25 protein-coding genes and 2 riboswitches are annotated in these 23,739 nt (G+C 42.9%); of the genes, 17 read left to right on the top strand and 8 right to left on the bottom strand.

What is annotated here, in order from left to right; genetic code table 11:
- Nucleotides 1-51: 51 nt before the first annotated feature.
- A complete protein-coding gene (locus tag BSI_RS10150) occupies nucleotides 52-2,454 on the bottom strand; it encodes an EAL domain-containing protein (RefSeq protein ID WP_003239016.1) in 2,403 nt (800 codons plus the stop codon).
- Nucleotides 2,455-2,608: 154 nt separating this feature from the next.
- On the opposite strand from BSI_RS10150, the gene BSI_RS10155 reads away from it, so the two are divergent.
- The 4 genes from BSI_RS10155 to BSI_RS10170 all read left to right on the top strand — a co-directional run bounded on the left by BSI_RS10155 (nucleotide 2,609) and on the right by BSI_RS10170 (nucleotide 6,520).
- Complete coding sequence (locus BSI_RS10155) at nucleotides 2,609-3,304, top strand: DedA family protein (RefSeq protein WP_003239015.1); 696 nt, start codon at nucleotides 2,609-2,611, stop codon at nucleotides 3,302-3,304.
- Nucleotides 3,305-3,563: 259 nt separating this feature from the next.
- The gene (locus tag BSI_RS10160) at nucleotides 3,564-4,358 is read left to right on the top strand and encodes a MeeY/MeeF family manganese export membrane protein (RefSeq protein ID WP_003239012.1); all 795 of its coding nucleotides are present in this window, start codon (nucleotides 3,564-3,566) and stop codon (nucleotides 4,356-4,358) included.
- 264 nt (nucleotides 4,359-4,622) lie between these two features.
- A complete protein-coding gene (sigI, locus tag BSI_RS10165) occupies nucleotides 4,623-5,378 on the top strand; it encodes an RNA polymerase sigma factor SigI (protein ID WP_003239011.1) in 756 nt (251 codons plus the stop codon).
- On the top strand, nucleotides 5,375-6,520 hold the full coding sequence (locus tag BSI_RS10170; RefSeq protein WP_003239010.1) for an anti-sigma factor domain-containing protein: 1,146 nt from the start codon (nucleotides 5,375-5,377) through the stop codon (nucleotides 6,518-6,520). Before sigI ends, BSI_RS10170 begins: the two co-directional genes overlap by 4 nt.
- 10 nt (nucleotides 6,521-6,530) lie before the next feature.
- Here BSI_RS10170 and sspD read toward each other — a convergent pair whose 3' ends face one another.
- Together sspD and htpK are read right to left on the bottom strand one after the other, a co-directional pair.
- Nucleotides 6,531-6,725, bottom strand: coding sequence for an acid-soluble spore protein SspD (sspD, locus tag BSI_RS10175; protein ID WP_003218568.1), 195 nt, complete (start codon nucleotides 6,723-6,725; stop codon nucleotides 6,531-6,533).
- A 121-nt stretch (nucleotides 6,726-6,846) separates the two neighbouring features.
- Complete coding sequence (gene htpK, locus BSI_RS10180) at nucleotides 6,847-7,548, bottom strand: transcriptional regulator HtpK (protein ID WP_003239009.1); 702 nt, start codon at nucleotides 7,546-7,548, stop codon at nucleotides 6,847-6,849.
- A gap of 168 nt (nucleotides 7,549-7,716) precedes the next feature.
- On the opposite strand from htpK, the gene htpX reads away from it, so the two are divergent.
- From htpX to ykzE, 4 genes are all read left to right on the top strand, one after another.
- The gene (htpX, locus tag BSI_RS10185; protein WP_003239008.1) at nucleotides 7,717-8,613 is read left to right on the top strand and encodes a protease HtpX; all 897 of its coding nucleotides are present in this window, start codon (nucleotides 7,717-7,719) and stop codon (nucleotides 8,611-8,613) included.
- Between the two features lie 162 nt (nucleotides 8,614-8,775).
- Nucleotides 8,776-10,125 (top strand): Ktr system potassium transporter KtrD, encoded by a 1,350-nt coding sequence (gene ktrD / locus BSI_RS10190; RefSeq protein ID WP_003239007.1) that lies wholly within the window; start codon nucleotides 8,776-8,778, stop codon nucleotides 10,123-10,125.
- A 154-nt stretch (nucleotides 10,126-10,279) separates the two neighbouring features.
- Nucleotides 10,280-10,435, top strand: coding sequence for a protein YkzP (gene ykzP, locus BSI_RS10195; protein WP_003232510.1), 156 nt, complete (start codon nucleotides 10,280-10,282; stop codon nucleotides 10,433-10,435).
- A 2-nt stretch (nucleotides 10,436-10,437) separates the two neighbouring features.
- Nucleotides 10,438-10,608 carry a protein YkzE gene (ykzE, locus tag BSI_RS10200; RefSeq protein WP_003239006.1) on the top strand — a complete coding sequence of 57 codons (171 nt, stop codon included), beginning with the start codon at nucleotides 10,438-10,440 and terminating at the stop codon, nucleotides 10,606-10,608.
- A gap of 42 nt (nucleotides 10,609-10,650) precedes the next feature.
- Here ykzE and BSI_RS10205 read toward each other — a convergent pair whose 3' ends face one another.
- Nucleotides 10,651-11,673 (bottom strand): acyltransferase family protein, encoded by a 1,023-nt coding sequence (locus BSI_RS10205; protein WP_019258225.1) that lies wholly within the window; start codon nucleotides 11,671-11,673, stop codon nucleotides 10,651-10,653.
- Nucleotides 11,674-11,925: 252 nt separating this feature from the next.
- Between BSI_RS10205 and kinE the strand changes: the two genes are divergently transcribed.
- The 3 genes from kinE (at nucleotide 11,926) to BSI_RS22760 (ending at nucleotide 14,851) form a co-directional block, all read left to right on the top strand.
- A complete protein-coding gene (kinE, locus tag BSI_RS10210; RefSeq protein WP_003239004.1) occupies nucleotides 11,926-14,142 on the top strand; it encodes a sporulation two-component system sensor histidine kinase KinE in 2,217 nt (738 codons plus the stop codon).
- Nucleotides 14,139-14,636, top strand: a complete 498-nt coding sequence (ogt, locus tag BSI_RS10215; RefSeq protein ID WP_003239003.1) for a methylated-DNA--protein-cysteine methyltransferase — start codon at nucleotides 14,139-14,141, stop codon at nucleotides 14,634-14,636. Before kinE ends, ogt begins: the two co-directional genes overlap by 4 nt.
- Nucleotides 14,637-14,725: 89 nt before the next feature.
- Nucleotides 14,726-14,851, top strand: coding sequence for a hypothetical protein (locus BSI_RS22760; protein ID WP_003239001.1), 126 nt, complete (start codon nucleotides 14,726-14,728; stop codon nucleotides 14,849-14,851).
- A gap of 33 nt (nucleotides 14,852-14,884) precedes the next feature.
- On the opposite strand, the gene mtnA is transcribed toward BSI_RS22760, so the two are convergent.
- The 3 genes from mtnA to BSI_RS10235 form a co-directional block, all read right to left on the bottom strand.
- A complete protein-coding gene (gene mtnA / locus BSI_RS10225; RefSeq protein WP_003238999.1) occupies nucleotides 14,885-15,946 on the bottom strand; it encodes an S-methyl-5-thioribose-1-phosphate isomerase in 1,062 nt (353 codons plus the stop codon).
- 7 nt (nucleotides 15,947-15,953) lie between these two features.
- Nucleotides 15,954-17,147 carry an S-methyl-5-thioribose kinase gene (gene mtnK / locus BSI_RS10230; protein ID WP_003238998.1) on the bottom strand — a complete coding sequence of 398 codons (1,194 nt, stop codon included), beginning with the start codon at nucleotides 17,145-17,147 and terminating at the stop codon, nucleotides 15,954-15,956.
- A gap of 105 nt (nucleotides 17,148-17,252) precedes the next feature.
- A riboswitch (SAM riboswitch) is annotated at nucleotides 17,253-17,408 on the bottom strand.
- Between the two features lie 83 nt (nucleotides 17,409-17,491).
- Entirely contained in the window at nucleotides 17,492-18,271 is a 780-nt protein-coding gene (locus BSI_RS10235) for a carbon-nitrogen family hydrolase (RefSeq protein WP_003238997.1), read from the bottom strand.
- Nucleotides 18,272-18,365: 94 nt separating this feature from the next.
- Here BSI_RS10235 and mtnE point away from each other — a divergent pair, with 94 nt between their 5' ends.
- The 5 genes from mtnE to mtnD all read left to right on the top strand — a co-directional run bounded on the left by mtnE (nucleotide 18,366) and on the right by mtnD (nucleotide 22,845).
- Entirely contained in the window at nucleotides 18,366-19,559 is a 1,194-nt protein-coding gene (mtnE, locus tag BSI_RS10240; protein WP_003238996.1) for a methionine-glutamine aminotransferase, read from the top strand.
- 41 nt (nucleotides 19,560-19,600) lie between these two features.
- A riboswitch (SAM riboswitch) is annotated at nucleotides 19,601-19,701 on the top strand.
- A gap of 84 nt (nucleotides 19,702-19,785) precedes the next feature.
- The gene (gene mtnW, locus BSI_RS10245) at nucleotides 19,786-21,003 is read left to right on the top strand and encodes a 2,3-diketo-5-methylthiopentyl-1-phosphate enolase (protein ID WP_032732165.1); all 1,218 of its coding nucleotides are present in this window, start codon (nucleotides 19,786-19,788) and stop codon (nucleotides 21,001-21,003) included.
- The gene (gene mtnX / locus BSI_RS10250) at nucleotides 21,000-21,707 is read left to right on the top strand and encodes a 2-hydroxy-3-keto-5-methylthiopentenyl-1-phosphate phosphatase (protein ID WP_003238994.1); all 708 of its coding nucleotides are present in this window, start codon (nucleotides 21,000-21,002) and stop codon (nucleotides 21,705-21,707) included. The genes mtnW and mtnX overlap by 4 nt, the downstream gene beginning before the upstream one ends.
- Nucleotides 21,665-22,294: a methylthioribulose 1-phosphate dehydratase gene (locus BSI_RS10255; RefSeq protein WP_003238993.1), complete on the top strand. Its 630-nt coding sequence runs from the start codon at nucleotides 21,665-21,667 to the stop codon at nucleotides 22,292-22,294. The genes mtnX and BSI_RS10255 overlap by 43 nt, the downstream gene beginning before the upstream one ends.
- A gap of 14 nt (nucleotides 22,295-22,308) precedes the next feature.
- Nucleotides 22,309-22,845, top strand: a complete 537-nt coding sequence (mtnD, locus tag BSI_RS10260) for an acireductone dioxygenase (RefSeq protein WP_003238992.1) — start codon at nucleotides 22,309-22,311, stop codon at nucleotides 22,843-22,845.
- A 40-nt stretch (nucleotides 22,846-22,885) separates the two neighbouring features.
- Here the strand turns inward: mtnD and BSI_RS10265 are convergent, their stop codons facing one another.
- Nucleotides 22,886-23,206: a YkvA family protein gene (locus tag BSI_RS10265; RefSeq protein ID WP_003238991.1), complete on the bottom strand. Its 321-nt coding sequence runs from the start codon at nucleotides 23,204-23,206 to the stop codon at nucleotides 22,886-22,888.
- A gap of 202 nt (nucleotides 23,207-23,408) precedes the next feature.
- On the opposite strand from BSI_RS10265, the gene spo0E reads away from it, so the two are divergent.
- Nucleotides 23,409-23,666, top strand: a complete 258-nt coding sequence (gene spo0E / locus BSI_RS10270; protein ID WP_003218598.1) for an aspartyl-phosphate phosphatase Spo0E — start codon at nucleotides 23,409-23,411, stop codon at nucleotides 23,664-23,666.
- Nucleotides 23,667-23,739: the final 73 nt, after the last annotated feature.

The raw sequence follows: 23,739 nt of genomic DNA, 5'->3' as shown, positions 1-23,739 counted from the left end.
GGAGTACGATTCATGTGTAGCAACTTATGGGTAAAAAAACAGCCGGCACTGTTATTGCGGCGGCTGTTCGAGAATTAATTGTTCGAGTTGTTCCGGCGGTATCGGCCTGCTGAAATAGAAGCCTTGTAAATGGTCACAGCCTTTTTCGTAAAGAAGCTGTTTTTGAGCTGAATTTTCCACGCCTTCAGCAATCACCTGCAAAGACAGCTGATGGCCCATGGCAATAATAGCCCCGGTAATTTGCTCTGATTTCGGATGGGTTTGAATATCATCGATAAACGATTTGTCGATTTTCAGCCTGTGAATCGGAAAATCCTTCAAATAGCTAAGAGAACTGTGCCCCGTTCCGAAATCGTCAATACTGATTCTGATTCCTAATTCCGTTAAAGACGACAAAACCTTTTTGGAGTGATCGAGATTGTCCATTGTCATGCTTTCTGTCACTTCAACTTCAAGAAGCTGCGGAGGAAGCTGGTATTTCATTAGCGTGTCCTTGATCAGGGGAATCAGATCTTCGGATTGAAACTGTCTGGCGGAAATATTAATAGCGACAGAAAGATCAAAGCCTTTGTCATACCAAGCCCTTGCCTGCTTGCAGGCTTCATCTATTATCCACTTTCCGATATCAATAATGAGACCCGTCTCTTCAGCAACACCAATGAATTCTCCGGGCGGACACAGCTGCCCATCGGGGGTGACAAGGCGTATTAGTGCTTCGGCACCCGTCATTCTTTGATTTTTTGTACTGAATTGAGGCTGATAATGCAAGACAAATCGATTGTTTTCTATGGCTTCTCTGAGCACCATCTCTTGGTTAAGCTTGACGGTTTCTTTGTTGCCGATTGAAAAAGAATAGTATCTGTATTTGCTTTTGTTTCGTTCTTTAGCGGCATACATCGCCATATCTGCTTTTTTCATCAATTCAAGGCCGTCCGTCCCGTCTTTCGGTGATATCGCAATCCCGATACTGACAGATGTGACAAGCGTGTGATCCTGGATTTTAAATGGCTTTTTGAATTTTTGGATAATTTTTCTTGCTAAAACATCTGCTTCGCCTGTTCTGGTATTGGCGTCCGTCAATATGATAATAAATTCATCTCCGCCAAGGCGGGCGATAAATCCATTATCAGGGACAACAGAAGACAGACGTCTAGCTGCCAGCTGAAGCAGCTGATCGCCGACATTATGTCCTAGTGCATCGTTAATCACTTTAAAGCGGTTTAAGTCCAGAAAGAATACAACGGTGTTATAATTTAAGGTATACTCGCGATTCAGCACCTCTGTTAAGTGCGAGATGGCGTGCCGTCTGTTGGGTAAATCTGTTAGCGAATCGTAATGAGCCATTCTATGGATTTCTTTTTCTGCTCTATACTGCTTTGTCATGTCCTTGCAGATAACATAAATGCTGTCCAGCTCTTGATTGACCTCAACGGGTATGAGCGTAATATTTAAGTGGAACTGGCCTTTTTCAGTGGTAAGGTCGCTATCGCTGTTAATGGCTTGTTTCTCTTTTTTGACTTGCTCAAAAAGGCGCTTAATCTTCTGCGATGTATAGTTTCTCCAATCGTGCATGCTAAATCCAAATTTGCTGACCATGTCCTCACCAGCATGATTGGATGATATAATCTCTCCTTCTAATGACAAAATAAAAATGGCATCAATATTGTGAATGATTAAAGACTGAAACCTCTGTTCGTTATCTTTTATGCGTTCGCTCTGTTTAATAAACTTTCGGTCGGCATGGGAACTGAATAATAATAGTGTTTGTATACAGAAAATGAGTAACGTAACAAAAATCGACCAATGAAACGTATGGACCTCCATATGGCTTCCGGGTGGTGCCATGTCCATGTGGAAAGTCGCCGCAAGCATCCCCGTATAGTGCATGCCTGAAATCCCTATACCCATTACAATCGAACTGATGACTTTATAGAACATAAGATGATCAGAATGTTTTTTTACAGCCAAATCAAAGAATATTTTTAACGAGACGAAAGATGCTACAATTGCAATAATTATTGAAACTGTAAAAAGAATCGGTTCGTACATAATCATTACCCGGGAAATGGAAGACATTCCGATATAGTGCATAGATGCAATAGATGCGCCCAGCACTACTGATCCGGTAAGCAGTCTGTAATATGTAAGAATGTGCCGGCTGACAAAATATAATGATACAAATGATCCGGAAACAGCTGCGCCAATGGATGCCATTAAAGGCATGAATTCATATTGCATCGGCATCTCCATATGCATGGCCATCATCCCGACAAAATGCATTGCCCAAATACCGAATCCCATAATAAGTGAGCCGCTGATCAGCCAAACTTTGCTTTTTAAACCCGTATTGATGGTGACTTTCCTTGACAGTTCAAGGGAAGTGTACGATGCGGCACAGGCAATTAGAATAGATAAACATATGAGTGTTGTATTATACGTTACGTGTATTTCCAAATGGAGATTCCCCCCGTGTGTTCCAGTCTAGTTGACTCTCCTTAATATCGGCTGCTTAACCGCAGAGTTTCAGCCTTTAAGACTATAGAAATTGCAAGAAATACATCTGAGATTTATTTTTAGTTCAGCTGACCGTGAAAAATGTGTTAAAATCATGTTGACGTTTTCCGAAAAAACAAATGTATTTTACATAAATTTGGACAAAGGGGAAGTGATGGATATCGAAGAGCTGATTATGTCTTGGATAGAAGCATTTAAAAGCTTATCTTATTTTGGAATATTTCTAGCGCTCTGTATTGAGTTTATCCCTGCTGAAATCGTCCTGCCGCTTGCGGGTTATTGGGTATCTAAAGGTGATATGACGCTTGCCGGCGCCGTTTTGGCGGGGTCGCTTGGGGGAGTGGCCGGCCCGCTCACGCTGTATTGGATAGGGCGATACGGAGGAAGGCCGTTTCTTGAGCGTTTTGGGAAGTACCTCTTTATTAAACCTGAGGCTCTCGATAAGTCGGATGAATTTTTCAAAAAGCATGGGGGCTTTGTAGCCTTCAGCGGCCGTTTCTTGCCAGGCATCCGCACATTGATCTCCATACCGTGCGGAATTGCAAAAATGAACGTTTGGGTGTTTTCGCTTTATACGTTCATCGCCATGGTCCCGATAACATTTGTATATGTTTATCTCGGTGTGAAACTCGGTGAAAATTGGAAGGAAGTCGGCTCTATTCTCGATCAATATATGCTTCCGATCGGGATAGCGATTTTGGTGCTGTTTGTGTTTTACTTGCTGTTGAAAAAGAGGAAAAAACGCACGCACTCCGAACATTTATCTGTATTTTTAAAAAATAAACGTTGACAAATAATCGCGCTGCGCATATCATTGACGTATAATATCATATTTCTTGAAATCCCAAAGGGGAGTAGCGTCCGGAATGTTTTCCGGAAACAAAGTCGTCATTTCATGGATTGTCATATCCATCGGCTTTGTTGGCATGCCTGAATTCATGTCTAGCAAGACCTTTGCCTTATGTCGGCAAAGGTCTTTTTTGCATGGTCCGGCCGGCATAAGATCGGATGAAGAGAAAGAAAACAACTTTTTTGGGAGGGTATCATTTATGGATGCAGCATTATTATTAGAGTATGGTTGGGTTCTTCTCGTCTTGATCGGGCTGGAAGGCATTTTAGCCGCCGATAACGCGTTGGTTATGGCGGTAATGGTAAAACATTTGCCGGAGGAAAAAAGAAAAAAGGCTTTATTTTACGGATTGGCAGGGGCTTTTGTTCTGCGGTTTGGCTCTTTATTCGCGATTTCTTTTTTGGTCAACGTATGGCAGGTTCAAGCGATCGGCGCGATCTACTTACTGTATATCTCAGCAAGCCACCTATTGAAAAGGTATGTATTTAAGAAAGAAGACACGCATAAAGAGACGAAACAAAGCGGTTTTTGGCCGACTGTTTTAAAAGTTGAACTGGCTGATATCGCGTTTGCGGTTGATTCCATCTTAGCGGCAGTAGCACTGGCGGTTACGCTTCCTGGCACATCGCTTCCGAAGATCGGCGGACTTGACGGAGGACAATTCATCGTCATTTTGGCCGGAGGTATCATCGGCCTGGTGATTATGCGGTTTGCGGCTTCAATGTTTGTTAAATTATTAAAGGAACGTCCAAGCCTAGAAACAGCAGCCTTTGTGATTGTCGGCTGGGTCGGAGTGAAGCTTGCTTTATATACACTTGCTCATCAAGATATAGCGGTTGTTTCCGAGCACTTTATCCATTCTGGAACATGGAAGTTGATATTCTGGGGTGTATTAGCGGCAATCGCGGTTTGCGGCTGGTTCATGTCAGGTGCAAAAAAACAGCCGGAGGGCGCACAAATCGAACAAAAAAACAGCAGCCGGGAAAGGGCGTAATCTTAAAGACTCTGCTTGAAAAGCAGAGTCTTTTCATGTTTAAAACGTTTTCATGGGCGAAATAAAATAACATTTTTATAACAGCTTTGTTACAAAAAACACTGTTAAAACCCCCTTAATTCTCTAGAAAGGCACGAAATCATGTATAGTACGTCAGAATGGTTTGTCATAATTGAGACATTGGAAATTAATATTTCTTTTTCTCCTTTGCGAATCCCTATCAAATTAGCTATCATTAATGAGTAGTTATAGGGAGGAACTGAGGTGAAACCAGTGCTTAGCCTTTTGTTTAAATTGGGAAAAAAGAAGCAAACGCTTGAAAAAACTGTTGAAAGTATACAAAAAGGCAATAAAGATCTGCAAAATGAATTAATACAGCAATATAAGCCATTTATCGCAAAGACGGTTTCATCCGTTTGTAAACGATATATAGATGAAAAAGACGATGAGTTCAGCATCGGACTGATCGCGTTTAATGAAGCTATTGAAAAATACTCACCTGAAAAAGGCAATTCTCTGCTCGCATTTGCTGAGCTTATTATAAAAAGAAAAGTCATTGATTACATCAGAAAAGAAGCTAGAAGCGCACAAAATATAAACATCGATTTACAGGAAGGAGACGATCAGGAGTCATCACAAAGCCTGATTGAAGCCGAGCTTTCCATTGATGAATACCGCCGTCAGATTGAACAGGAGCAGAGGCGGGAGGAAATTCTCTATTTTCAGAAGCAGCTCAAAGATTATGGTTTATCGTTTAAGGAGCTGCTTGAAAACTCTCCAAAGCATGCGGACGCAAGGCAAAACGCCATAAAGGTGGCGATTACCCTTGTTGAACATGAAGAATTGGCCGCTATCCTGTATACAAAGAAACAGCTTCCGGTGAAACAGCTCGAACAGCTTGTCTCTGTAAGCCGAAAAACGATTGAGAGAAACAGAAAATATATTATTGCGATGTGTATTATCATTACGGGTGATTATATTTATTTAAAAGATTATCTTAAAGGGGTGCTGCACTCATGAGAAGAGGGATTATAGTAGAGAAAAATAGAAAATTCGTCACGTTGCTGACCCCTGACGGACAATTTTTAAAAGCCAAAAATGATCGCCACAGCTATGAAATCGGAGAAGAAATCATGCTTCCGAGTGAGTCACGCATGGGCAGAAGGGCCAGCTTTTTTGATTTTTTAAAACTGCGCCCTTTCAAAATGGGGATTTTTACGATGACTGCTATTATGCTTTTTATTTTTATAGTTCTCCCCGTTTTTTCTAATAATAAGGCCTATGCGTATATGACAATTGATATCAATCCAAGCTTCGAAATGGCGTTAAACAGCGATTACGAAGTGATTGAACTGACGCCTCTGAACGATGAGGGGAAGAAGGTCGTGAATGATATAGATGATTGGGAGAAGACTGATTTTAAAAAGGTGATTGACGATATTATAACCGACTGCAGTGAGCACGGATATGTAAAGGAATCGAAAGAAATATTGATTTCCACTGTTTATGAAAATACGGAAGATAATACATATAAAACCGCTGTGAAAAAGCAGCTTAATGATGTGACGGAAAAATATAAAACGACATACCGCATGGAATCTCTCGAGTCAGATATGCAAACGAGGGAAAAAGCGAAGAAGGAAGGCGTTTCAACAGGCAGCTACATCAAATCAAATGAAAAGAATAATCATAAAGATTCAAAAGAAGACTCCAGCAAACCATCCGGGGAAGAGGATCAAAAGAGTGCCGGAAATGAGGATGAAACCATCGATCAAACAGACGGCGAGGACAGCAAGCAAGGAGATAATGAACAGCTGGATGATACGGATTCCGGTGAACAGAATGAAGACACAACGGATGACCAGACAGATGATAGTGACAAAGATAAAGATGTAAAGGAATCAGATGAAAACACAAATGCTGAAAAAGATGGGGATCATGAGCAAACCCCAATACAAGATCCTCAAGATAAAGGAAATGAGGAAAATAGCGCTGAAAAGGGCCAAAGCCAGTATCACAGGGACTGGAATAACGGTGACAAAGGAAAGAATCGTTCTTCGTCCGGCGGGAATAACGCTTCTGACCGCCGTAATCCAAACGGCTACAGCAGTAATAATAATTCAGCTCAAACTGAAGATTCGCCGAGTGACCCCGGCGAATAAAGACCTGAATTTATTTAGTTGTGCCATTTAATTGTGATTGTGCTTGCTGTACCAGACGCTTTGTCATTTCCCCGCCTACAGAGCCGTTAGCACGTGCGACTGTATCAGAACCAAGGTTCACACCGAATTCTTGAGCCACTTCGAGTTTAAATTGGTCTAGTGCCTGCTCCACCCCTGGAACAACGAGTTTATTTCTGCTCGCCATCTTTTTCATCTCCTTTTTCTATAAAGAAATTCTTAACGCGTATTTAGTTTGAAATGTACGGGGTTTATTTATGCTGGCAATTGTTGTGGAGAATAAGAAAACCCCGGCCTTTAGCCGGGGACTATAGAATGTCAGCTGTCATTTTATGTGCGGTTGCCTGAATATGGAACGTCAAAATGGAGAGTACTGTAATTGCGATGATCTGTCTGATTTTAAGCCATTGGCTGTCATTCAGTTCTTCAAAACGGTGGCGAAGACGATTTGTCTCCTGTTCGACGATCTCCTGAAGATTGGATTCTTTCATAGAAGGCGTGTCTTGGTGATAAATGGCATCAAGCACATATGCACAGCTTTCATAATAATCAATCGGGCTGATGACATCATCGGATCTGTCTGAGATGGTGTTAAAGGCCACTTTTAAAATAGCCCGTATGTGTTCAAAGTCATAAATGGATTTTAAATCACGTACAATTAAAAGAATGACTGCCTGTTCAACTGAATATTTTTTGCCCAGTTCAGGATGTCCGATCAGATCTTTGATATCACGCTTTACCCAGTTTTGGATCGCGGTTGACTTTAACGAAGTCAGCTCGCATAAGTTGCCAAGTTCTACGATTTCGTTTGTAGAGAGACCGTATTCTTTTTTCTGTTTTTTTCGTTCGTATCTTGTAAGAAATTCAGGAATTTCAAGATGATTGGCTGCATTGTCTGCTGACATGTTCGCTGATTGGACGAGAATGTCGAGCGGGCTTATTTCTCCTTGTCCTTTTAGGGAATAGAGCAGCCGCACCATATCGGTTCGAGTGAGTTTAAAAATGTTCATTGTTCACCTCTTCAAAACAATTTGACGCGGATATAAGTTTATGTATGAATTCAAAATTAAAGCGTCATCAATACATTAACATCATACGTCTAATTACTTGCATTTTCAAACGGTTGTTTTATAATTAAATATACAGGTTCTTTTGATCTTAAAATAACGGAGGTTATTATGGCGAAAAGAATTTTTCTGTTTATTTTAACGAATATTTTGGTGCTTACGACAATCGGGATCGTTTTGTCTGTTTTAAGCTCTGTTACTGGAGTTGGAACGTACTTTACAGCTGATGGCGGTATCGATCCAATAGCGCTCCTTGTGTTCAGTTTAGTCGTTGGTTTTGTCGGTTCCTTTACATCTCTTGCGATGTCCAGATGGATGGCAAAGACGATGATGGGTGTCAGAGTGCTGAACCCGAACAAGCACACACTCAGTTATGAGGAACAGCAATTGGTTGAACGCGTACACCGATTAAGCCGCTCTGCCGGTTTAACCAAAATGCCGGAGGTCGGAATTTACCGTTCACCTGAAGTGAACGCGTTTGCGACTGGACCGTCAAAACGCCGTTCCCTTGTGGCAGTGTCGTCAGGGCTGCTGGAGCAAATGGATGATGCCGCTGTTGAAGGTGTGCTTGCACACGAGGTCGCGCATATCGCTAATGGTGATATGGTGACAATGACGCTTTTACAAGGTATCGTCAATACCTTTGTCGTCTTTTTATCGCGTATCGCAGCATGGATTGCGAGCCGTTTTGTCAAAGAAGATCTTGCGCCGATCGTTCATTTTATTGCAATGATTGTCTTTCAGATTGTCTTTTCCATTCTCGGCAGCCTGGTTGTGTTTGCGTACTCACGCCATCGTGAATTCCATGCTGACAGGGGAGGAGCGGATCTTGCCGGCAAGGATAAGATGATTCATGCGCTCCGGACGCTTAAGAGCTATTCTTCCCGCATTATAGAAGACGATCAGACAGCTGTCCAAACATTAAAGATTAATGGCAAGAAGCGATCTTCGCTTTTCTCTACTCACCCTGATTTAGATGAGCGAATCAGACGGTTAGAAGCGAAATAACAACATTCCTCTGAGACAATCCTCAGAGGTTTTTTTATTCCTTTGACTAAAACGATAAAAAATGAAGCAAGTTAAGAAAATGTTTCGTAAAAGCCTTTAAAAATGGACCTAATATCTTTAGAATAATTACCGTATCTAAAAAGAGAGGCAGAAGGATTTTACATGAAATTTAAGCTTGGAAAACTGATACAGGCACTATCTCCAGCCCAGCTGATTGCATTATATTATTTTCTTGCAGTTACTGTGGCCGTTATATTGCTGAGTCTGCCGGCGGCCCATAAACCGGGGGCGGACTGGACGTTTATTGATGCGCTGTTTACGGCTGTCAGTTCAGTCAGCGTGACGGGGCTGACGGTAGTTGATACAGCTGACACATTCAGCACAATAGGTATTTTTATATTGGCATTTGTTCTGCAATTTGGCGGAATCGGGATTATGACGCTCGGAACGTTTATTTGGCTGATCATGGGAAAACGAATCGGGCTAAAAGAACGTAAATTGATTATGGTTGACCAAAACCAATCCCAGTTTTCAGGGATTGTCAATCTCATGAAGCAGGTTCTTTTTCTGATCTTGTGGATTGAATTTTTTGGCGGGCTCATACTCGGCACCTATTTCTTAACCTACTATGATTCCTATCAGGAAGCTTATTTACACGGATTTTTTGCCAGTATCAGCGCAACCACAAATGGCGGATTTGATATTACCGGCAGTTCCATGATTCCATTCCGCCACGATTATTTTGTGCAGTTTATTACAATGCTTTTAATTGTATTTGGAGCAATTGGATTTCCCGTGCTTGTCGAAGTAAAGGATTTCTTGTTTTCAAAGCATCGGAGATATCCGTTTACACTTTTTACGAAAATCACGACCATTACGTTCGGCTCACTCGTCTTGTTTGGAGCCATCGGCATTTATATCCTGGAAGCAAACCACGCGTTTGCGGGAAAGTCATGGCATGACATTTTGTTTCTGTCCCTGTTTCAATCAACGGCAACCCGAAGCGGGGGGCTGGCAACCATTGATATCAGCCAATTATCAGATGCTACAATATTTTTTGTTTGCGCGCTGATGTTTATCGGAGCGTCGCCAAGCTCAGTCGGGGGAGGCATACGGACAACGACTTTCGCTCTGAACCTTCTTGCGCTGTTTCATTTTGCCCGAGGCAATAAAGCGGTAAAGGTATTCAAGCGGGAGCTTCACCCTGCAGATCTCATGAAGTCGCTTGTTGTCACGATGATGGCAATCCTGCTCGTTTTTGGCGCGACACTTATCCTGACCATCACAGAAAAGCATTCTCTGCCGGAGCTGTTGTTTGAAGTGTGTTCGGCATTCGGCACAACCGGACTGTCGCTTGGCATTACTGCTGATTTGAGCAACGTTGGAAAATGCGTCATTATGATTGTGATGTTTATCGGGCGAATCGGCATCCTGACCTTCCTGTACCTGATCGGAAGAAAGGAAATCGAAGCGAATTATCATTATCCGAAGGAAAGAGTGATTATCGGATAGAAAAAACACCGCATGTTTTGCGGTGTTTTTTGATTGCCAAAAAAAAGATGTGTGACGCCGTTTCAGTTGGAGAACCTAACATCAACAGGTGCAGCTTAAGGATCTTGCATCTTTAATGAAATAAAATATCTGAAAACTGGCGAGGAGGATTCGTATGAAGCGCAAAGCTGAAGTGAATGAAGCCATTAAAAATAACAATACACCTACAGAGAGCATGGACCCAAATTCATATAAGACACAGTATCATGACGACCCGAATTTTAGGGGTGCAAACCGCAATTCCAAACAGGGTCAGCAAGGAGGCATGTGATTTTGAAGAAAAACCGTCATAGCAAAGATATGCAAAATCATAAAAAGCCTATGAATAAGAAGGTGCTGGAGGAAGAATTCTCAAGTGAATTTGGGGATTACAATGCCGGAAAAATCATCGAAACGCTAGAAGTCACAAAGCCTAAAAAGAAAAAAGAGAAAAAACAAAAATAAAAAAAGACCTCTTAGGCGATGTTCCGCTTAAGAGGTGCTTTTCTATTTTAAATAAGCATTTTTGCTGCTTCCCCTGACGAATTGCAATAAGCTGGTCATTCTCAGCTCAATGAAGGGCTGAGCAACTGTCTTAACAAAATTGCTGGAGAGAACGGACGTAAGGGCAGCGGTTAAAAGTAATAGAATGACTAAGTTCTGATAGTCAGTAAGCTGATCCTCAAGACCGACCTGCCGCAGCGTTTTAATAATAAACCCATGGAGCAGATAGACGTAAAAGGTCCGCGTGCCCCATTTTGTAAAGAAATAGCGTTTTTGCGGAACGAGCGCTAAAAAGCTGAAAGTAGATGCGAAGGCGAGTACATACCAGCCGATCCTGATCAGGCCGCTAGCCAGAGTAACGTCTCCAAATGAAGAATACGGTTTAGAGCCGAACAGAAAAGAATAGTCAAAATCAATGCCCCAGCAGATAACGAATACGGCGCCAAGCACCCCGGTCGCAATTTGTTTGCCTCGTTTTGATCTCAGTAAATCAAAATGATGTTTATTTAAATAAAACCCGACAAGGAACATCGGTAAGAATACAAATGTCCGCGACAAGCTCAGCGTGCTGCTGACAAAGTCAAGATAGCCGATCAGCACGGCAATTCCGCAGCTGACAAACAGCGCCCACAGCTTAGAAAGCTTTGAAAAAGGATAAAGCAGCAGATTCCAAAAGAATAAGCTGACGAGAAACCATAACGACCATTGCGGATCAATCGGATTCACATTTGCCATGCTTTCGTCTTGCATAATGTAATAAAAGACGGAATAAATGATTTGGAAAATCAAATACGGAATAATCAGCTTGACCGCCAGCTTTTTCACATATCCCGCGCGTTTAAAGCCTTTCGCGAAATATCCGGATACGAGAATAAAGGCAGGCATGTGGAATGTGTAAATGAACTTGTAGAGGTAGAGCATAAAGTTGTTATCATTAATAAAAGATCGAAGAATATGACCGAATACAACAAGGAATATCAATAAGAATTTTGCATTATCGAAATAACTGTCCCGCGATTTACTCATAGCATCACCTTCTCTTTAATCAGTCACTAAGAGATTATTCCCTGTTGGTATATATTTTAAAATAAAAGATGAAAAAGGAATCTAAAAAACCGCTGATTGTTAGGACGATGTAAAGTGACGGTAAGGATCGTAGAAAATGTCTTCGTTATGTAACCGCGCTGAAATTTTCTGAAATTTATAGGGCAAATGAAGGAAGTTCCCGCATTTTGTAGAAATATTGAGGGATAGGTTTTGAAGAAGGAGTGTACACGTATGGAAACTCTTGGTGTCCAGACAAATTCAGAGCTGCAGGAAGAACTGAAGCGTCTCAAAGAAGAAAATGTCCGGCTGAAAAAGGAATTGAATCAGCATCAAGTGATTGTCAACAATACGCTCGATGCTATTTTTATATGTGATAATGAAATGCGGATCGTTCAGGCGAATGAAGCGACAGAGAGGATGCTTCAAGTTGATTCGGAAGATTTGAAAAAGCGTTCCGTTTTGGATTTTTTGTTTTCAATCCCAAAGGATGAACTGAATCTTGCCGTAAAGAAGTTTTTTAAGAAAGGTTTCCTGTGGAAGGAGGTTCCGATCAGGCTTGATGGCGGGGCGACAAAATACATAGAGTTTCTGGCCAAAAGAGGGATTGGCGAGGATTTCTTTTTTGTTGTCATGAGAGACATATCTTCCAAGAAGATTCTGGAGCGGGAATTCTCTATGAATGAACAGCTTTTTAAGGACTTGTTTGACAGAGCTGTTGACGGAATCGTCCTTTTTGATAAAGATGGCGGTTTTATTGATGCCAATTTGTCCTTCTGTAAAAGCTTTGAAATCAATCAAAATGAGCTGTCTCATTTATCGTTGTATGAGTTCATAGACAGCGGCTCACGAAAAGACTTTGATAATATATGGAAGGCGCTCAACCGCAAGGGAAAAGCGAAGGGTGAGCTGCCCGTCAAGCTTCGTTCAGGAGTCCAAAAGCTATTTGAATTCACGATTACTTCAAACATCATCAGCGGTTTTTACATGTCCATTATGAGGGATATCACAGAGAAGCGGTCTATGGAGCTGCAGCTCTTTAAAAGTGAGGAGCGATTTAGAGAAATATTTGAAAATGCGATGGACGCCATTATCATCTGGTCGAATGACGGAAGAATTGTGAAGGCGAATCAGTCAGCCTGTAAAATCTTTGAGCTGCCGATGAATTTGCTGTTGAAGAGAAGGCTGTGTGATTTTCTCGTTGACTCGCAGCAGAAATACAGCATAACGAAAAGGAAATACGCAAAATACGGAGAGATCAGAGAAGAGCTGCTGTTTCAAATGGGGAACGGGCAGTTCAAAGAACTCGAATTTACCTCAAAGCGGACAATACTTGAAAACCAGCACTTGACGATTTTAAGAAATGTCAGCGACAGAAAGCGGATGGAAAAGGAGCTTCGGGAAAGCGAGCTGAAATTCAGAAAAGTGTTCAACGGCTCAATGGATGGCAATGTATTGTTCGACAATCAATACCGGATCATCGACGCCAACCCGTTAGCAAGCCATATTTTAGGCCTGTCACATGAAGAGATTAAACAGCACAGCCTATTAGATATTATTTCTTCATATGAAATAGAAAACCTTGCTTCGCCGGCAAGGCAGATTAATTTTGATGAAATGGACAACGAAATTCCGTTTTTGCTGAGCAGCAATGACAACAGAAAATTGGAATTCTCATTTAAACGAAATATTATTCAAAATATGAACCTGGCCATCTTTAAAGACGTAACAGAGCGAAAAGAACTGGAGGAACGCCTGCGCAAGTCAGATACCCTTCATGTTGTCGGCGAACTCGCTGCAGGCATCGCTCATGAAATCAGAAATCCGATGACAGCTCTTAAAGGCTTCATTCAGCTCCTGAAAGGAAGTGTGGAGGGAGACTACGCCCTTTACTTCAATGTGATCACCTCAGAACTAAAGCGCATCGAATCCATCATCACCGAATTCTTGATTTTAGCCAAGCCCCAGGCCATTATGTATGAAGAAAAACATGTTACCCAAATTATGAGAGACACCATAGACCTTCTCAACGCGCAAGCCAATCTTAGCAACGTGCAAATGCATCTTGAGCTAATTGGCGACATCCCACCGATCTACTGTGAACCGAATCAGCTGAAACAAGTATTTATCAATATATTAAAAAATGCCATCGAAGTGATGCCTGACGGCGGAAACATTTTTGTGACGATAAGGACATTGGATCAAGATCATGTTCTCATCTCCTTAAAAGACGAGGGAATCGGAATGACAGAAGATAAATTAAAGCGCCTTGGTGAACCGTTTTATACGACAAAGGAACGGGGAACTGGACTTGGGCTTATGGTAAGCTATAAAATTATTGAAGAGCATCAAGGCGAAATCATGGTAGAAAGTGAAGAAGGGAAGGGCACCGTTTTTCATCTTACGCTTCCTGTCAGACAGAATGCTGAAGAAAGAAGGATTGATGAATGAACTACTATACGACAGCGGAAACGCCGCTCGGGGAAATTATAATTGCCGAGGAGGATGGACGTATCACCCGTCTATTTCTCAGTCAGGAAGATTGGATGGATTGGAAAGAAAGCGTTCAGAATACAGAGCACATGGAAACACCTTATCTGGCAGAGGCCAAAAAACAGCTTCATGAATATTTCGCTGGCGAAAGAAAGAGATTCTCACTGCCGCTCAGCCAAAAGGGCACTCCTTTTCAGCAAAAAGTGTGGGAAACGCTGGCGATGATACCATACGGAGAATCCCGAAGCTATGCTGACATCGCCGCTGCGGTCGGCAGTCCGAAAGCGGTGCGCGCAGTCGGACAGGCTAATAAACGAAACGACCTGCCGATTTTTGTCCCATGCCACAGAGTGATCGGCAAAAACAGTGCGTTAACAGGGTACGCTGGGAGCAAAACTGATATCAAAGCATTTTTGCTGAACATCGAGCAAATCTCCTACAAAGAAAAATAAAACATATGGCACGTTCCCTTTTTTCACGGCCGACATATCATTTTATTAAGTTAAAAAAGTTGGTCTGATGAAAAAGGAGGACAAAGCAATTGAAGCCGAGCCGCTCTGAGAAAATTGCCGTTTTTGCCAAACTGTTTGTGAAACTGCATATCTTATCAAGCGCTCAAAAAGATGAAATCATCAATATGAATAAAAACAAACAAAAAAACCGCTGACTCGGCCCAAAATGAGCAAAGTGCAGCGGTTTTTTAGTGAACCTTTTCGCCTCTGAACAGCTGTTCAATTTCTTCTTCATACGAACCGGTCATAATCCCTTTTTCTGTGATGATTCCTGAAATGAGATCATGGGGCGTAATGTCAAAAGCGGGATTAAAGACAGGCACGTCGGTTGGTGCAGTCCGGACTCCGGAAATCTGCCTTACTTCCTCGGGATCCCGTTCCTCTATCGGGATATCAGCGCCACTTTTCACTTTCGTATCAAATGTAGATAATGGTGCGGCGACAAAAAACGGAATATCAAAGGCGTTTGCTAAAATCGCGAGACCGTATGTTCCGATTTTATTTGCCGTATCACCGTTCTTTGCAATTCGATCAGCTCCGACGATGACAGCGGAAATTTGTTTTTCCTTCATCGTATGGGCGGCCATGCTGTCTGTGATTAGAGTGACATCAATGCCTCCCTGCATCAGCTCCCACGCAGTGAGGCGTGAACCTTGAAGGACAGGTCTTGTTTCACAAGCATAAATATGCAATCCCAAATCCTTTTGTTTGGCTAAGTAAAATGGAGCGAGTGCCGTTCCATAACGGCTTGTCGCGATAGAACCGGCATTGCAGATCGTCATAATCCGGTCGCCTTTTTTGAAAAGCTGCAGGGCGTTTTGGCCGATCATTCGGCACGTTTCCTCATCTTCGACCTGAATCTGAATCGCTTCATGGACAAGGTTTGTTTTTGCTTCATTTACGGAAATGGCGTTTTCGATCGAATGACTCAGTCTCTCAAGCGCCCATGATAAATTAATGGCGGTAGGCCGTGAGCTGTTTAAATACTGTTTGATGTCATCCAGTCTGCGGCGGAATTCCGTGACATCATCTGTTTCGATGTCTTTTGCAGCAAGCGCAAGTCCGAAGGCAGCTGTAATGCCGATGGCCGGAGCGCCTCTTACTTTGAGCGTGACAATGGCGTCAAATACATCCTCTTTCGTCGTCAGCTCCAGATATTCCGTCACATCAGGAAGCTTTTGCTGATTTAAAATGGTAATGGCTGTTTCTTTCCATTCAACAGAACGCGGAACAGCAAATGAATGGGTCATGAATGGATCATTCCTTTACAAGTAACTTAAATAATTCAATAACATCCGTTATCTTTTTGAATTCCGAACGTTTTTCGATAAAAGCTGTGCCGGTTTCGAGCGCCAGCCGTTTTCTGCCGATTCGTTTATCAAACGGCACGATCGTATCCAGATCAGCCACATGCGCAAGTCCGATCGCGCGGCGTATCAGCTCGCAGCCCGCAAACCCGATCGCCTCTTCAAAAATATGACTGAGCGTATCAGTAAGGTAACCGTCGATTTTGGCGTAAACATCCAGACTGTCCTTCTCCCAGGCTACACTAAACGTCTCTTTAAACGTTTCCCAGACCTGCTTAACATGTTCATATAACGGCTCTCTGTCAGCCCCGTCACGGCCGAGTGCGTTCAAGAATAAGTTGGCAATAAATTGGCCTACATCAAAGCCGATCGGTCCGTAAAAAGCAAATTCAGGATCAATCACCTTTGTTTCATGTTCGCTGGCGAAAATGCTTCCTGTATGCAAATCACCATGAATCAATGTTTCTGCAGATGTTAAAAACGACTTTTTCAGCTTAGCGGCTTCGATTTTGACGTTGTCATTATTCCAAAGCTTCTCGACAAAAGGCCGAAGCTCTTCTTCAAAGTCATTTGTGTCATGGTCAAAGAAAGGATCTGTAAAGACAAGTCTTTCCGTTATGTCGCACAGCTCCGGATTTGTAAATTGTTTAACAAGCTGTTTTTTCACCTTGGGTTCAAGCGCGTAGTCTGATGAGTAGAAAAGTGTTTTTCCTAAAAATTCACCGATGTGCTGTGACAGGTGCGGATAATGTTCCCCCTCAATGAGTCCTTTTCTTGCGATTTTCAGGTGAGAAAGATCCTCCATGACGGTAACCGCCATTTCTGTATCAGAATAAAACACTCTTGGAACCAGATGGGGGACATGCTCGCCCTGGCGTATGAGAGCACTGCTTTCAATTCTTGCGCGATCGATTGTCAGCGGCCAGCTTTCTCCGACCACTTTTGCATAAGGAACTGCCTGTTTAATGATCAATGCTCTGTCATGTTCTTGATCATAAATATGAAAAACGTAATTTAAATTGCCGTCGCCGATCTCCTGGCATGTCAGCGTGCTTTTGCTTGGAAATAAGCCAAGCTTCACCGCAAGTGCCACAGCGGAGCTTTCATTTAACGTTTCGTATAAAGGTGTTTTTGTGACTGCCATTGTCATAACCTCCAATTATGTAATCTCTTTGATATGTTTGCAGCTGAATGGCCGTAAAAAAGCCTCCTTCTCAGAGAGAAGGAGGCTTAACATCTATGTCCGCCTCTCTTATCTCTCAGATCAGATCTGAAGGAATTAGCACCGTGCCTTAAGAGACGAGCGTCTCGGCGCGAAAAAGATGCGCCCCATTTCACAATGGAATTACGGTCGGTTGCTGTTGGGGTCAAAAGGCCAAATCCCTCGCCCAACTCTCGATAAGAGAATATATTCACTTGTTAAACAATTCTAATTTATCAGTTGATGAACATAGTAACAGGTGTTTTATTAAGTTGTCAATATATTTTTTAATATAAATCTTTTCTGATATCATCGAAAACAGGAATGCTCTCCCGCACTTCAACGCTTTCCTGAAGGTCGATTTCCGCACGTACTATGCCTTCTTCCAGGCCGCCTTCAGCAAGTATACGCCCCCATGGATCAATAATCAGGCTATGCCCGGCAAATTCATTATCTGGATTTGAACCGGTACAATTGCAGGCAGCGACAAAGCATTGATTCTCAATGGCCCGCGCAATAAGCAGGCTTTTCCAATGATCAAGGCGGGGAAGGGGCCATTCCGCAGAAATAAACAGCACGTTGGCTCCTTTCGTCGTATGTTTTCTGATCCACTCCGGAAAACGGATATCGTAACAGATCAGTCCTGAGCTTTTGACGCCATCTAGCTCAAAGTAGCCGTCTTCGGAACCGGCTGATAAATACACATGCTCATCCATCAGCTGAAAAAGATGGACTTTTCTGTACTCTTTAATGATTTGTCCTTCCTTATCCGCGATGTACATTGTATTATAAACATCAGAATCCTTTCTGACAGCGACCGATCCGGCGACAATATGAACGCCATGTTTCTTTGCCGTTTTCTTCAGCCAGTTCTGAGCAGAACGCCCGTCTTCATCAGCGAGCTCATCAAGGTTGGCCAGGTCATATCCGGTCGTCCATAATTCAGGAAGAACAAGAACATCAGCATGTTTACTTTCTTTTCCGATTAAAAATTCAGCCTTTTTTATATTTTCCGAAGGTTTACCGTATGAAATATCAAATTGAAGACAAGATATCGTCCATTTCATCTTTTTAACACCCCAAATTTTTCTTTACTTTTTTCATTTAACCATATATGATGATGGACTATTATTTCAAGAATTTTTTAGAAGGTGAGAATAGATGAAATTTGAACAGTCTCATGTATTGAAGGAATTGCCTAAACAATTCTTCGCTTCTCTGGTGCAGAAAGTGAACCGAAAGCTCGCAGAAGGACACGACGTCATTAACCTCGGACAGGGAAATCCGGATCAGCCGACTCCGGAACATATCGTTGAGGAAATGAAACGAGCCGTTGCTGATCCAGAAAATCATAAATATTCGTCTTTTCGCGGCTCATACAGTCTGAAGTCGGCAGCGGCAGCATTTTATAAAAGAGAATACGGCATTGATCTTGATCCTGAAACTGAAGTCGCTGTATTATTCGGCGGGAAAGCCGGTCTGGTCGAGCTCCCGCAATGCTTGCTGAATCCTGGTGATACGATTTTAGTTCCGGACCCGGGCTATCCTGATTATTGGTCAGGTGTCACACTCGCGAAAGCGAAGATGGAAATGATGCCGCTCGTAAAGGACAGGGCGTTTCTTCCTGATTACAGCAGCATCGCCGCTGAAGTGAGGGATCAGGCGAAATTGATGTATTTAAATTATCCGAATAATCCGACCGGAGCTGTTGCTACCTCTGAATTTTTTGAAGAAACCGTGAGTTTTGCGAAAGAAAACGGGATCTGTGTCGTTCACGATTTTGCTTACGGCGCTGTAGGGTTTGACGGCTGCAAGCCTTTAAGCTTTTTGCAGACTGAGGGTGCGAAGGATATCGGGATTGAAATTTACACGCTGTCAAAAACGTATAATATGGCAGGGTGGCGGGTCGGCTTTGCCGTCGGAAACGCTTCGGTCATTGAAGCGATTAATCTTTATCAAGACCATATGTTTGTCAGCCTTTTCAGAGCGACTCAGGAAGCTGCAGCGGCGGCACTGTTAGCTGATCAGGCATGTGTGGCGGAGCAAAATGCCCGATATGAAAGCAGGCGAAACGCTTGGATCACGGCATGCCGGGAAATCGGCTGGGATGTGACAGCCCCGGCAGGTTCATTTTTTGCATGGCTGCCTGTGCCTGAAGGGTATACTTCCGAGCAGTTCTCAGACCTTTTGCTGGAAAAAGCGAATGTGGCGGTTGCAGCTGGAAACGGCTTTGGTGCATATGGTGAGGGTTACGTCAGAGTCGGACTGCTGACAAGTGAAGAAAGACTCAAGGAAGCCGCTTATCGAATTGGGAAACTGAACCTGTTTACCCAGAAAAGCATTGACAAGATCTGATAACGATGGGATAATTCAAAATAATTTATAAAATCTATATTTTCTTATCAAGAGCAGGCAGAGGGACGAGCCCGATGAAGCCCGGCAACCGACTTGTAAAGCACGGTGCTAATTCTTGCAGCTGGCGGCTGAGAGATAAGATTCGGACGAGAAACGAAACCTCTTTAGACGCAATTGCTGTTTGAAGAGGTTTTTTTATATGGATGAAAATGAAAGGAGCTCTGGCATGAGTGAGTTATTAGCAACATATCTCCTGACAGAACCGGGAGCCGATGCAGAGAAAAAAGCAGAACAAATCGCAACAGGATTGACAGTAGGCTCCTGGACTGATCTGCCCCTGGTAAAACAGGAGCAAATGCAAAAGCACAAGGGACGGGTGATAAAGGTCGAGGAGAGAGAGGGAACTCTTGCATCAGGAAAACAAGCGGTGATCACAATTGCCTATCCTGAAATGAATTTCTCTCAGGATATTCCGGCTTTGCTGACAACAGTGTTTGGCAAGCTGTCGCTGGACGGGAAAATCAAATTAATCGATCTTCACTTCTCTGAAGCATTTAAGCGCACACTGCCGGGACCGAAGTTTGGCGTATATGGTATTCGGAAGCTGTTGGGAGAGTTTGAGAGACCGCTGTTAATGAGCATATTTAAAGGGGTTATCGGAAGGGACCTGAGTGATATTAAAGAACAGCTCAGACAGCAGGCGCTTGGCGGAGTTGACTTGATTAAGGACGATGAAATTTTCTTTGAGACAGGTCTGGCGCCTTTTGAAACAAGAATTACAGAAGGAAAGCAAATATTGAAAGAAACGTATGAGCAAACCGGGCATAAAACGCTGTATGCTGTCAATTTGACTGGACGTACGGCTGATCTGAAAGACAGAGCGAGACGCGCTGCCGAATTAGGAGCGGATGCGCTTTTGTTTAATGTCTTCGCTTACGGTTTGGACGTCATGCAAAGCCTAGCGGAAGATCCCGAAATCGCAATCCCGATTATGGCACATCCAGCGGTCAGCGGGGCGTTTACGTCTTCACCGTTCTACGGCTTTTCTCACGCTCTTTTGCTCGGAAAATTAAACCGGTATTGCGGTGCTGACTTCAGTCTCTTCCCATCTCCATACGGTTCGGTTGCGCTTCCAAAAGAAGATGCGCTGGCGATTCACGAAGAATGTGTGAGAGAGGATGCCTTTCATCAAACATTTGCCGTTCCGTCAGCAGGCATTCATCCCGGTATGGTTCCGCTTTTAATGCGGGATTTCGGTATAGATCATATTATTAACGCCGGGGGAGGCGTACACGGACATCCGAACGGCGCCCAAGGCGGGGGTAAAGCATTCAGAGCCATTATTGATGCGGTCTTAGAAGCTCAGCCAATTGATGTAAAAGCCGAACAATGTAAGGATCTGAAGCTTGCGCTTGATAAATGGGGAAAGGTTGAAGCCGTATGACGACTCGAAAGCCTTTAATTATTTGTGATTTTGACGGAACCATCACGATGAACGACAACATTATAAGTATCATGAAAACTTTCGCTCCGCCGGAGTGGACGGCATTAAAAGACGGCGTACTTTCCAAAACGCTTTCGATCAAGGAAGGTGTCGGGCGGATGTTCGGCCTTCTGCCAAGCAGTTTAAAAGAAGAGATTACAAGATTTGTATTGGAAGATGCAAAAATCAGGGAAGGCTTTCGGGAATTTGTAGCGTTTGTCAAGGAGCATGAGCTTCCGTTTTATGTCGTAAGCGGAGGAATGGACTTTTTTGTGTATCCATTGCTTGAAGGCATTGTGGAGAAAGATCGTATTTATTGCAACCATGCGTCATTTGACAGTGACTATATTCATATTGACTGGCCTCATTCTTGCAAGGGAACATGCAGCAACCAATGCGGCTGCTGCAAGCCGTCGGTGATACATGAACTTTCTGAGCCAAACCAATATATCATCATGATCGGTGATTCGGTTACAGATGTGGAGGCGGCAAAGCTGTCTGACCTTTGCTTTGCAAGGGATTACTTATTAAACGAATGCCGAGAGCGGAACCTGAATCATCTTCCGTATCAAGATTTTAATGAGATAAGAAAAGATATTGAGAATGTAACGGAGGTACAGGAATGGCTGCAAAACAACAACGCTGGCGAGAGCTCGCTGAAGTAAAACGGGAATTGGCCGAACGAGATTGGTTTCCGGCGACTAGCGGCAATCTGTCTATTAAGGTTACTGATGAGCCTTTAACATTTCTCGTAACCGCAAGCGGTAAAGATAAACGAAAAGAAACGGATGAAGATTTTCTGCTGGTGGATCAAAACGGAGAGCCTGCCGAAAGCGGACATTCTTTGAAACCGTCAGCAGAAACGCTCTTGCATACACATTTGTACAATAAAACCAATGCCGGATGCTGCCTGCACGTCCATACGGTAAACAATAATGTGATTTCAGAGCTATACGGGGACCAAAAGAAAATCACATTCAGAGGCCAGGAAATTATAAAAGCGCTCGGCCTGTGGGAAGAGAATGCAGAAGTGACCGTTCCGATCATTGAAAATCCGGCTCATATTCCGACACTCGCGGCACTGTTTGTCGAAGAGGTTTCAGAAGATTCAGGAGCTGTTCTGATCCGAAACCACGGTATTACCGCTTGGGGCAGAACGGCATTTGAAGCAAAAAGAGTGCTTGAAGCATATGAATTTTTGTTCAGCTACCATTTGAAATTGAAAACACTCCAGCATCAGCTGGTTAAATAAAAGGAGGAACTGAAATGGCAACAATTCGAATTCATGATGAGGCGAATACAACGATTGAAAATCAAGAGGAAGTTGCAAGCTTTCTGGACCGTCAAGAGGTTATTTATGAGCAATGGGATATTACAAAGCTTCCGGAACAGCTTTCAGAGAAATATGATCTGACAGAAGAAGAAAAACAGCAAATCCTCGATACCTTTGAAACTGAAATTAAAGATATCTCAGCCCGACGCGGCTATAAAGCACAGGATGTTATCTCCTTGTCAGACAGCAATCCGAAACTTGATGAACTGCTTGAGAACTTTAAAAGAGAGCATCACCATACAGACGATGAGGTCCGTTTTATCGTAAGCGGACACGGCATTTTTGTTATTCAAGGCAAAGACGGAACGTTTTTTGATGTCCGTTTAAACCCTGGAGATTTAATCTCAGTGCCTGAGAATATCCGCCATTACTTCACGCTTCAGGAGGACCGCAAAGTTGTTGCTGTGAGAATTTTTGTCACAACTGAAGGCTGGGTTCCGATTTATGAAAAAGACAGCGTGAATCAATAAGCAGGAAAAGCCCCGTTCAATCGAACGGGGCTTTTTATATTTATTGCAAACGCCACTTTTCATATTGTGACATTTCTTTTTTAATCAGTGTCCAAATCAAACCTAGAACAGCTGCATCATCAATGATCCCAAGACCGAGGATAACGTCTGGAATGATATCGAGCGGCATGGCGATATACAAGATGGCAGCACTTAGAAGCAAAAGTGTTTTAACCTGTGAACGGGGGTAGTCGCCGTTTCTCCAATCGCGAAGCATTTGAAAAAAAACAGTGATGTGCTGGATACATTTTTTTCGGTTTTTCCTTTTTAAAATCGCTTTTCCGCCTGCCGCTCCGAGCATTATTGCTTTCTTTTTCTTCATCGGGCATACCTCCTGCCTGGCGGTGTGTTTAAGATATTCTTCACCTGGGTATTGTTCTTCTAATCCTATCAATATATCTATTATACCTGAAAAATTAACTTATTTAATGAAAATATGTTTACAAATAAAGTATAATCTGTAATAATGCACAATAACCCAATCAAACTTGTTTCCTATTTCTTAGCGGCGAGGGGTGAAGTGAATGGGCGGTTCTTCTGAACAAGAAAGATTGTTGGTGTCTATTGATGAAAAAAGAAAGTTAATGATAGATGCCGCTAGAAAGCAGGGATTTACAGGGCATGACACGATCAGACACAGTCAGGAGCTGGATTGTTTAATAAATGAATATCACCAGCTCATGCAAGAAAACGAACATTCCCAAGGGATTCAAGGCCTTGTAAAGAAATTAGGCTTGTGGCCCCGCAGAGATGTTATGCCTGCATATGATGCAAATAAATAGCGGCGCTATCAGATGCATATATAAAGAGAGAGCTTTTCAGAAGCGCTCTTTTTTTCTGGAAAAATTCATATGA

The organism is Bacillus inaquosorum KCTC 13429, from assembly GCF_000332645.1.
Lineage (GTDB): Bacteria > Bacillota > Bacilli > Bacillales > Bacillaceae > Bacillus > Bacillus inaquosorum.
This window is presented reverse-complemented; position numbering and strand designations above follow the sequence as displayed.

Excerpts from the sequence above, each read along its gene's own strand:
- BSI_RS10160 (WP_003239012.1), top strand. The coding sequence starts at position 3,564 with ATGGATGCAGCATTATTATTAGAGTATGGTTGGGTTCTTCTCGTCTTG.
- BSI_RS10205 (WP_019258225.1), bottom strand. The coding sequence starts at position 11,673 with ATGAGTAAATCGCGGGACAGTTATTTCGATAATGCAAAATTCTTATTG.
- BSI_RS10170 (WP_003239010.1), top strand. The coding sequence starts at position 5,375 with ATGAGAAGAGGGATTATAGTAGAGAAAAATAGAAAATTCGTCACGTTG.
- mtnX (WP_003238994.1), top strand. The coding sequence starts at position 21,000 with ATGACGACTCGAAAGCCTTTAATTATTTGTGATTTTGACGGAACCATC.
- ktrD (WP_003239007.1), top strand. The coding sequence starts at position 8,776 with ATGAAATTTAAGCTTGGAAAACTGATACAGGCACTATCTCCAGCCCAG.
- mtnE (WP_003238996.1), top strand. The coding sequence starts at position 18,366 with ATGAAATTTGAACAGTCTCATGTATTGAAGGAATTGCCTAAACAATTC.
- ykzP (WP_003232510.1), top strand. The coding sequence starts at position 10,280 with ATGAAGCGCAAAGCTGAAGTGAATGAAGCCATTAAAAATAACAATACA.
- mtnD (WP_003238992.1), top strand. The coding sequence starts at position 22,309 with ATGGCAACAATTCGAATTCATGATGAGGCGAATACAACGATTGAAAAT.
- BSI_RS10235 (WP_003238997.1), bottom strand. The coding sequence starts at position 18,271 with ATGAAATGGACGATATCTTGTCTTCAATTTGATATTTCATACGGTAAA.
- BSI_RS10265 (WP_003238991.1), bottom strand. The coding sequence starts at position 23,206 with ATGAAGAAAAAGAAAGCAATAATGCTCGGAGCGGCAGGCGGAAAAGCG.
- kinE (WP_003239004.1), top strand. The coding sequence starts at position 11,926 with ATGGAAACTCTTGGTGTCCAGACAAATTCAGAGCTGCAGGAAGAACTG.
- htpX (WP_003239008.1), top strand. The coding sequence starts at position 7,717 with ATGGCGAAAAGAATTTTTCTGTTTATTTTAACGAATATTTTGGTGCTT.
- mtnW (WP_032732165.1), top strand. The coding sequence starts at position 19,786 with ATGAGTGAGTTATTAGCAACATATCTCCTGACAGAACCGGGAGCCGAT.
- spo0E (WP_003218598.1), top strand. The coding sequence starts at position 23,409 with ATGGGCGGTTCTTCTGAACAAGAAAGATTGTTGGTGTCTATTGATGAA.
- BSI_RS10155 (WP_003239015.1), top strand. The coding sequence starts at position 2,609 with ATGTTGACGTTTTCCGAAAAAACAAATGTATTTTACATAAATTTGGAC.
- BSI_RS10255 (WP_003238993.1), top strand. The coding sequence starts at position 21,665 with ATGGCTGCAAAACAACAACGCTGGCGAGAGCTCGCTGAAGTAAAACGG.
- mtnK (WP_003238998.1), bottom strand. The coding sequence starts at position 17,147 with ATGGCAGTCACAAAAACACCTTTATACGAAACGTTAAATGAAAGCTCC.
- ogt (WP_003239003.1), top strand. The coding sequence starts at position 14,139 with ATGAACTACTATACGACAGCGGAAACGCCGCTCGGGGAAATTATAATT.
- htpK (WP_003239009.1), bottom strand. The coding sequence starts at position 7,548 with ATGAACATTTTTAAACTCACTCGAACCGATATGGTGCGGCTGCTCTAT.
- sspD (WP_003218568.1), bottom strand. The coding sequence starts at position 6,725 with ATGGCGAGCAGAAATAAACTCGTTGTTCCAGGGGTGGAGCAGGCACTA.
- mtnA (WP_003238999.1), bottom strand. The coding sequence starts at position 15,946 with ATGACCCATTCATTTGCTGTTCCGCGTTCTGTTGAATGGAAAGAAACA.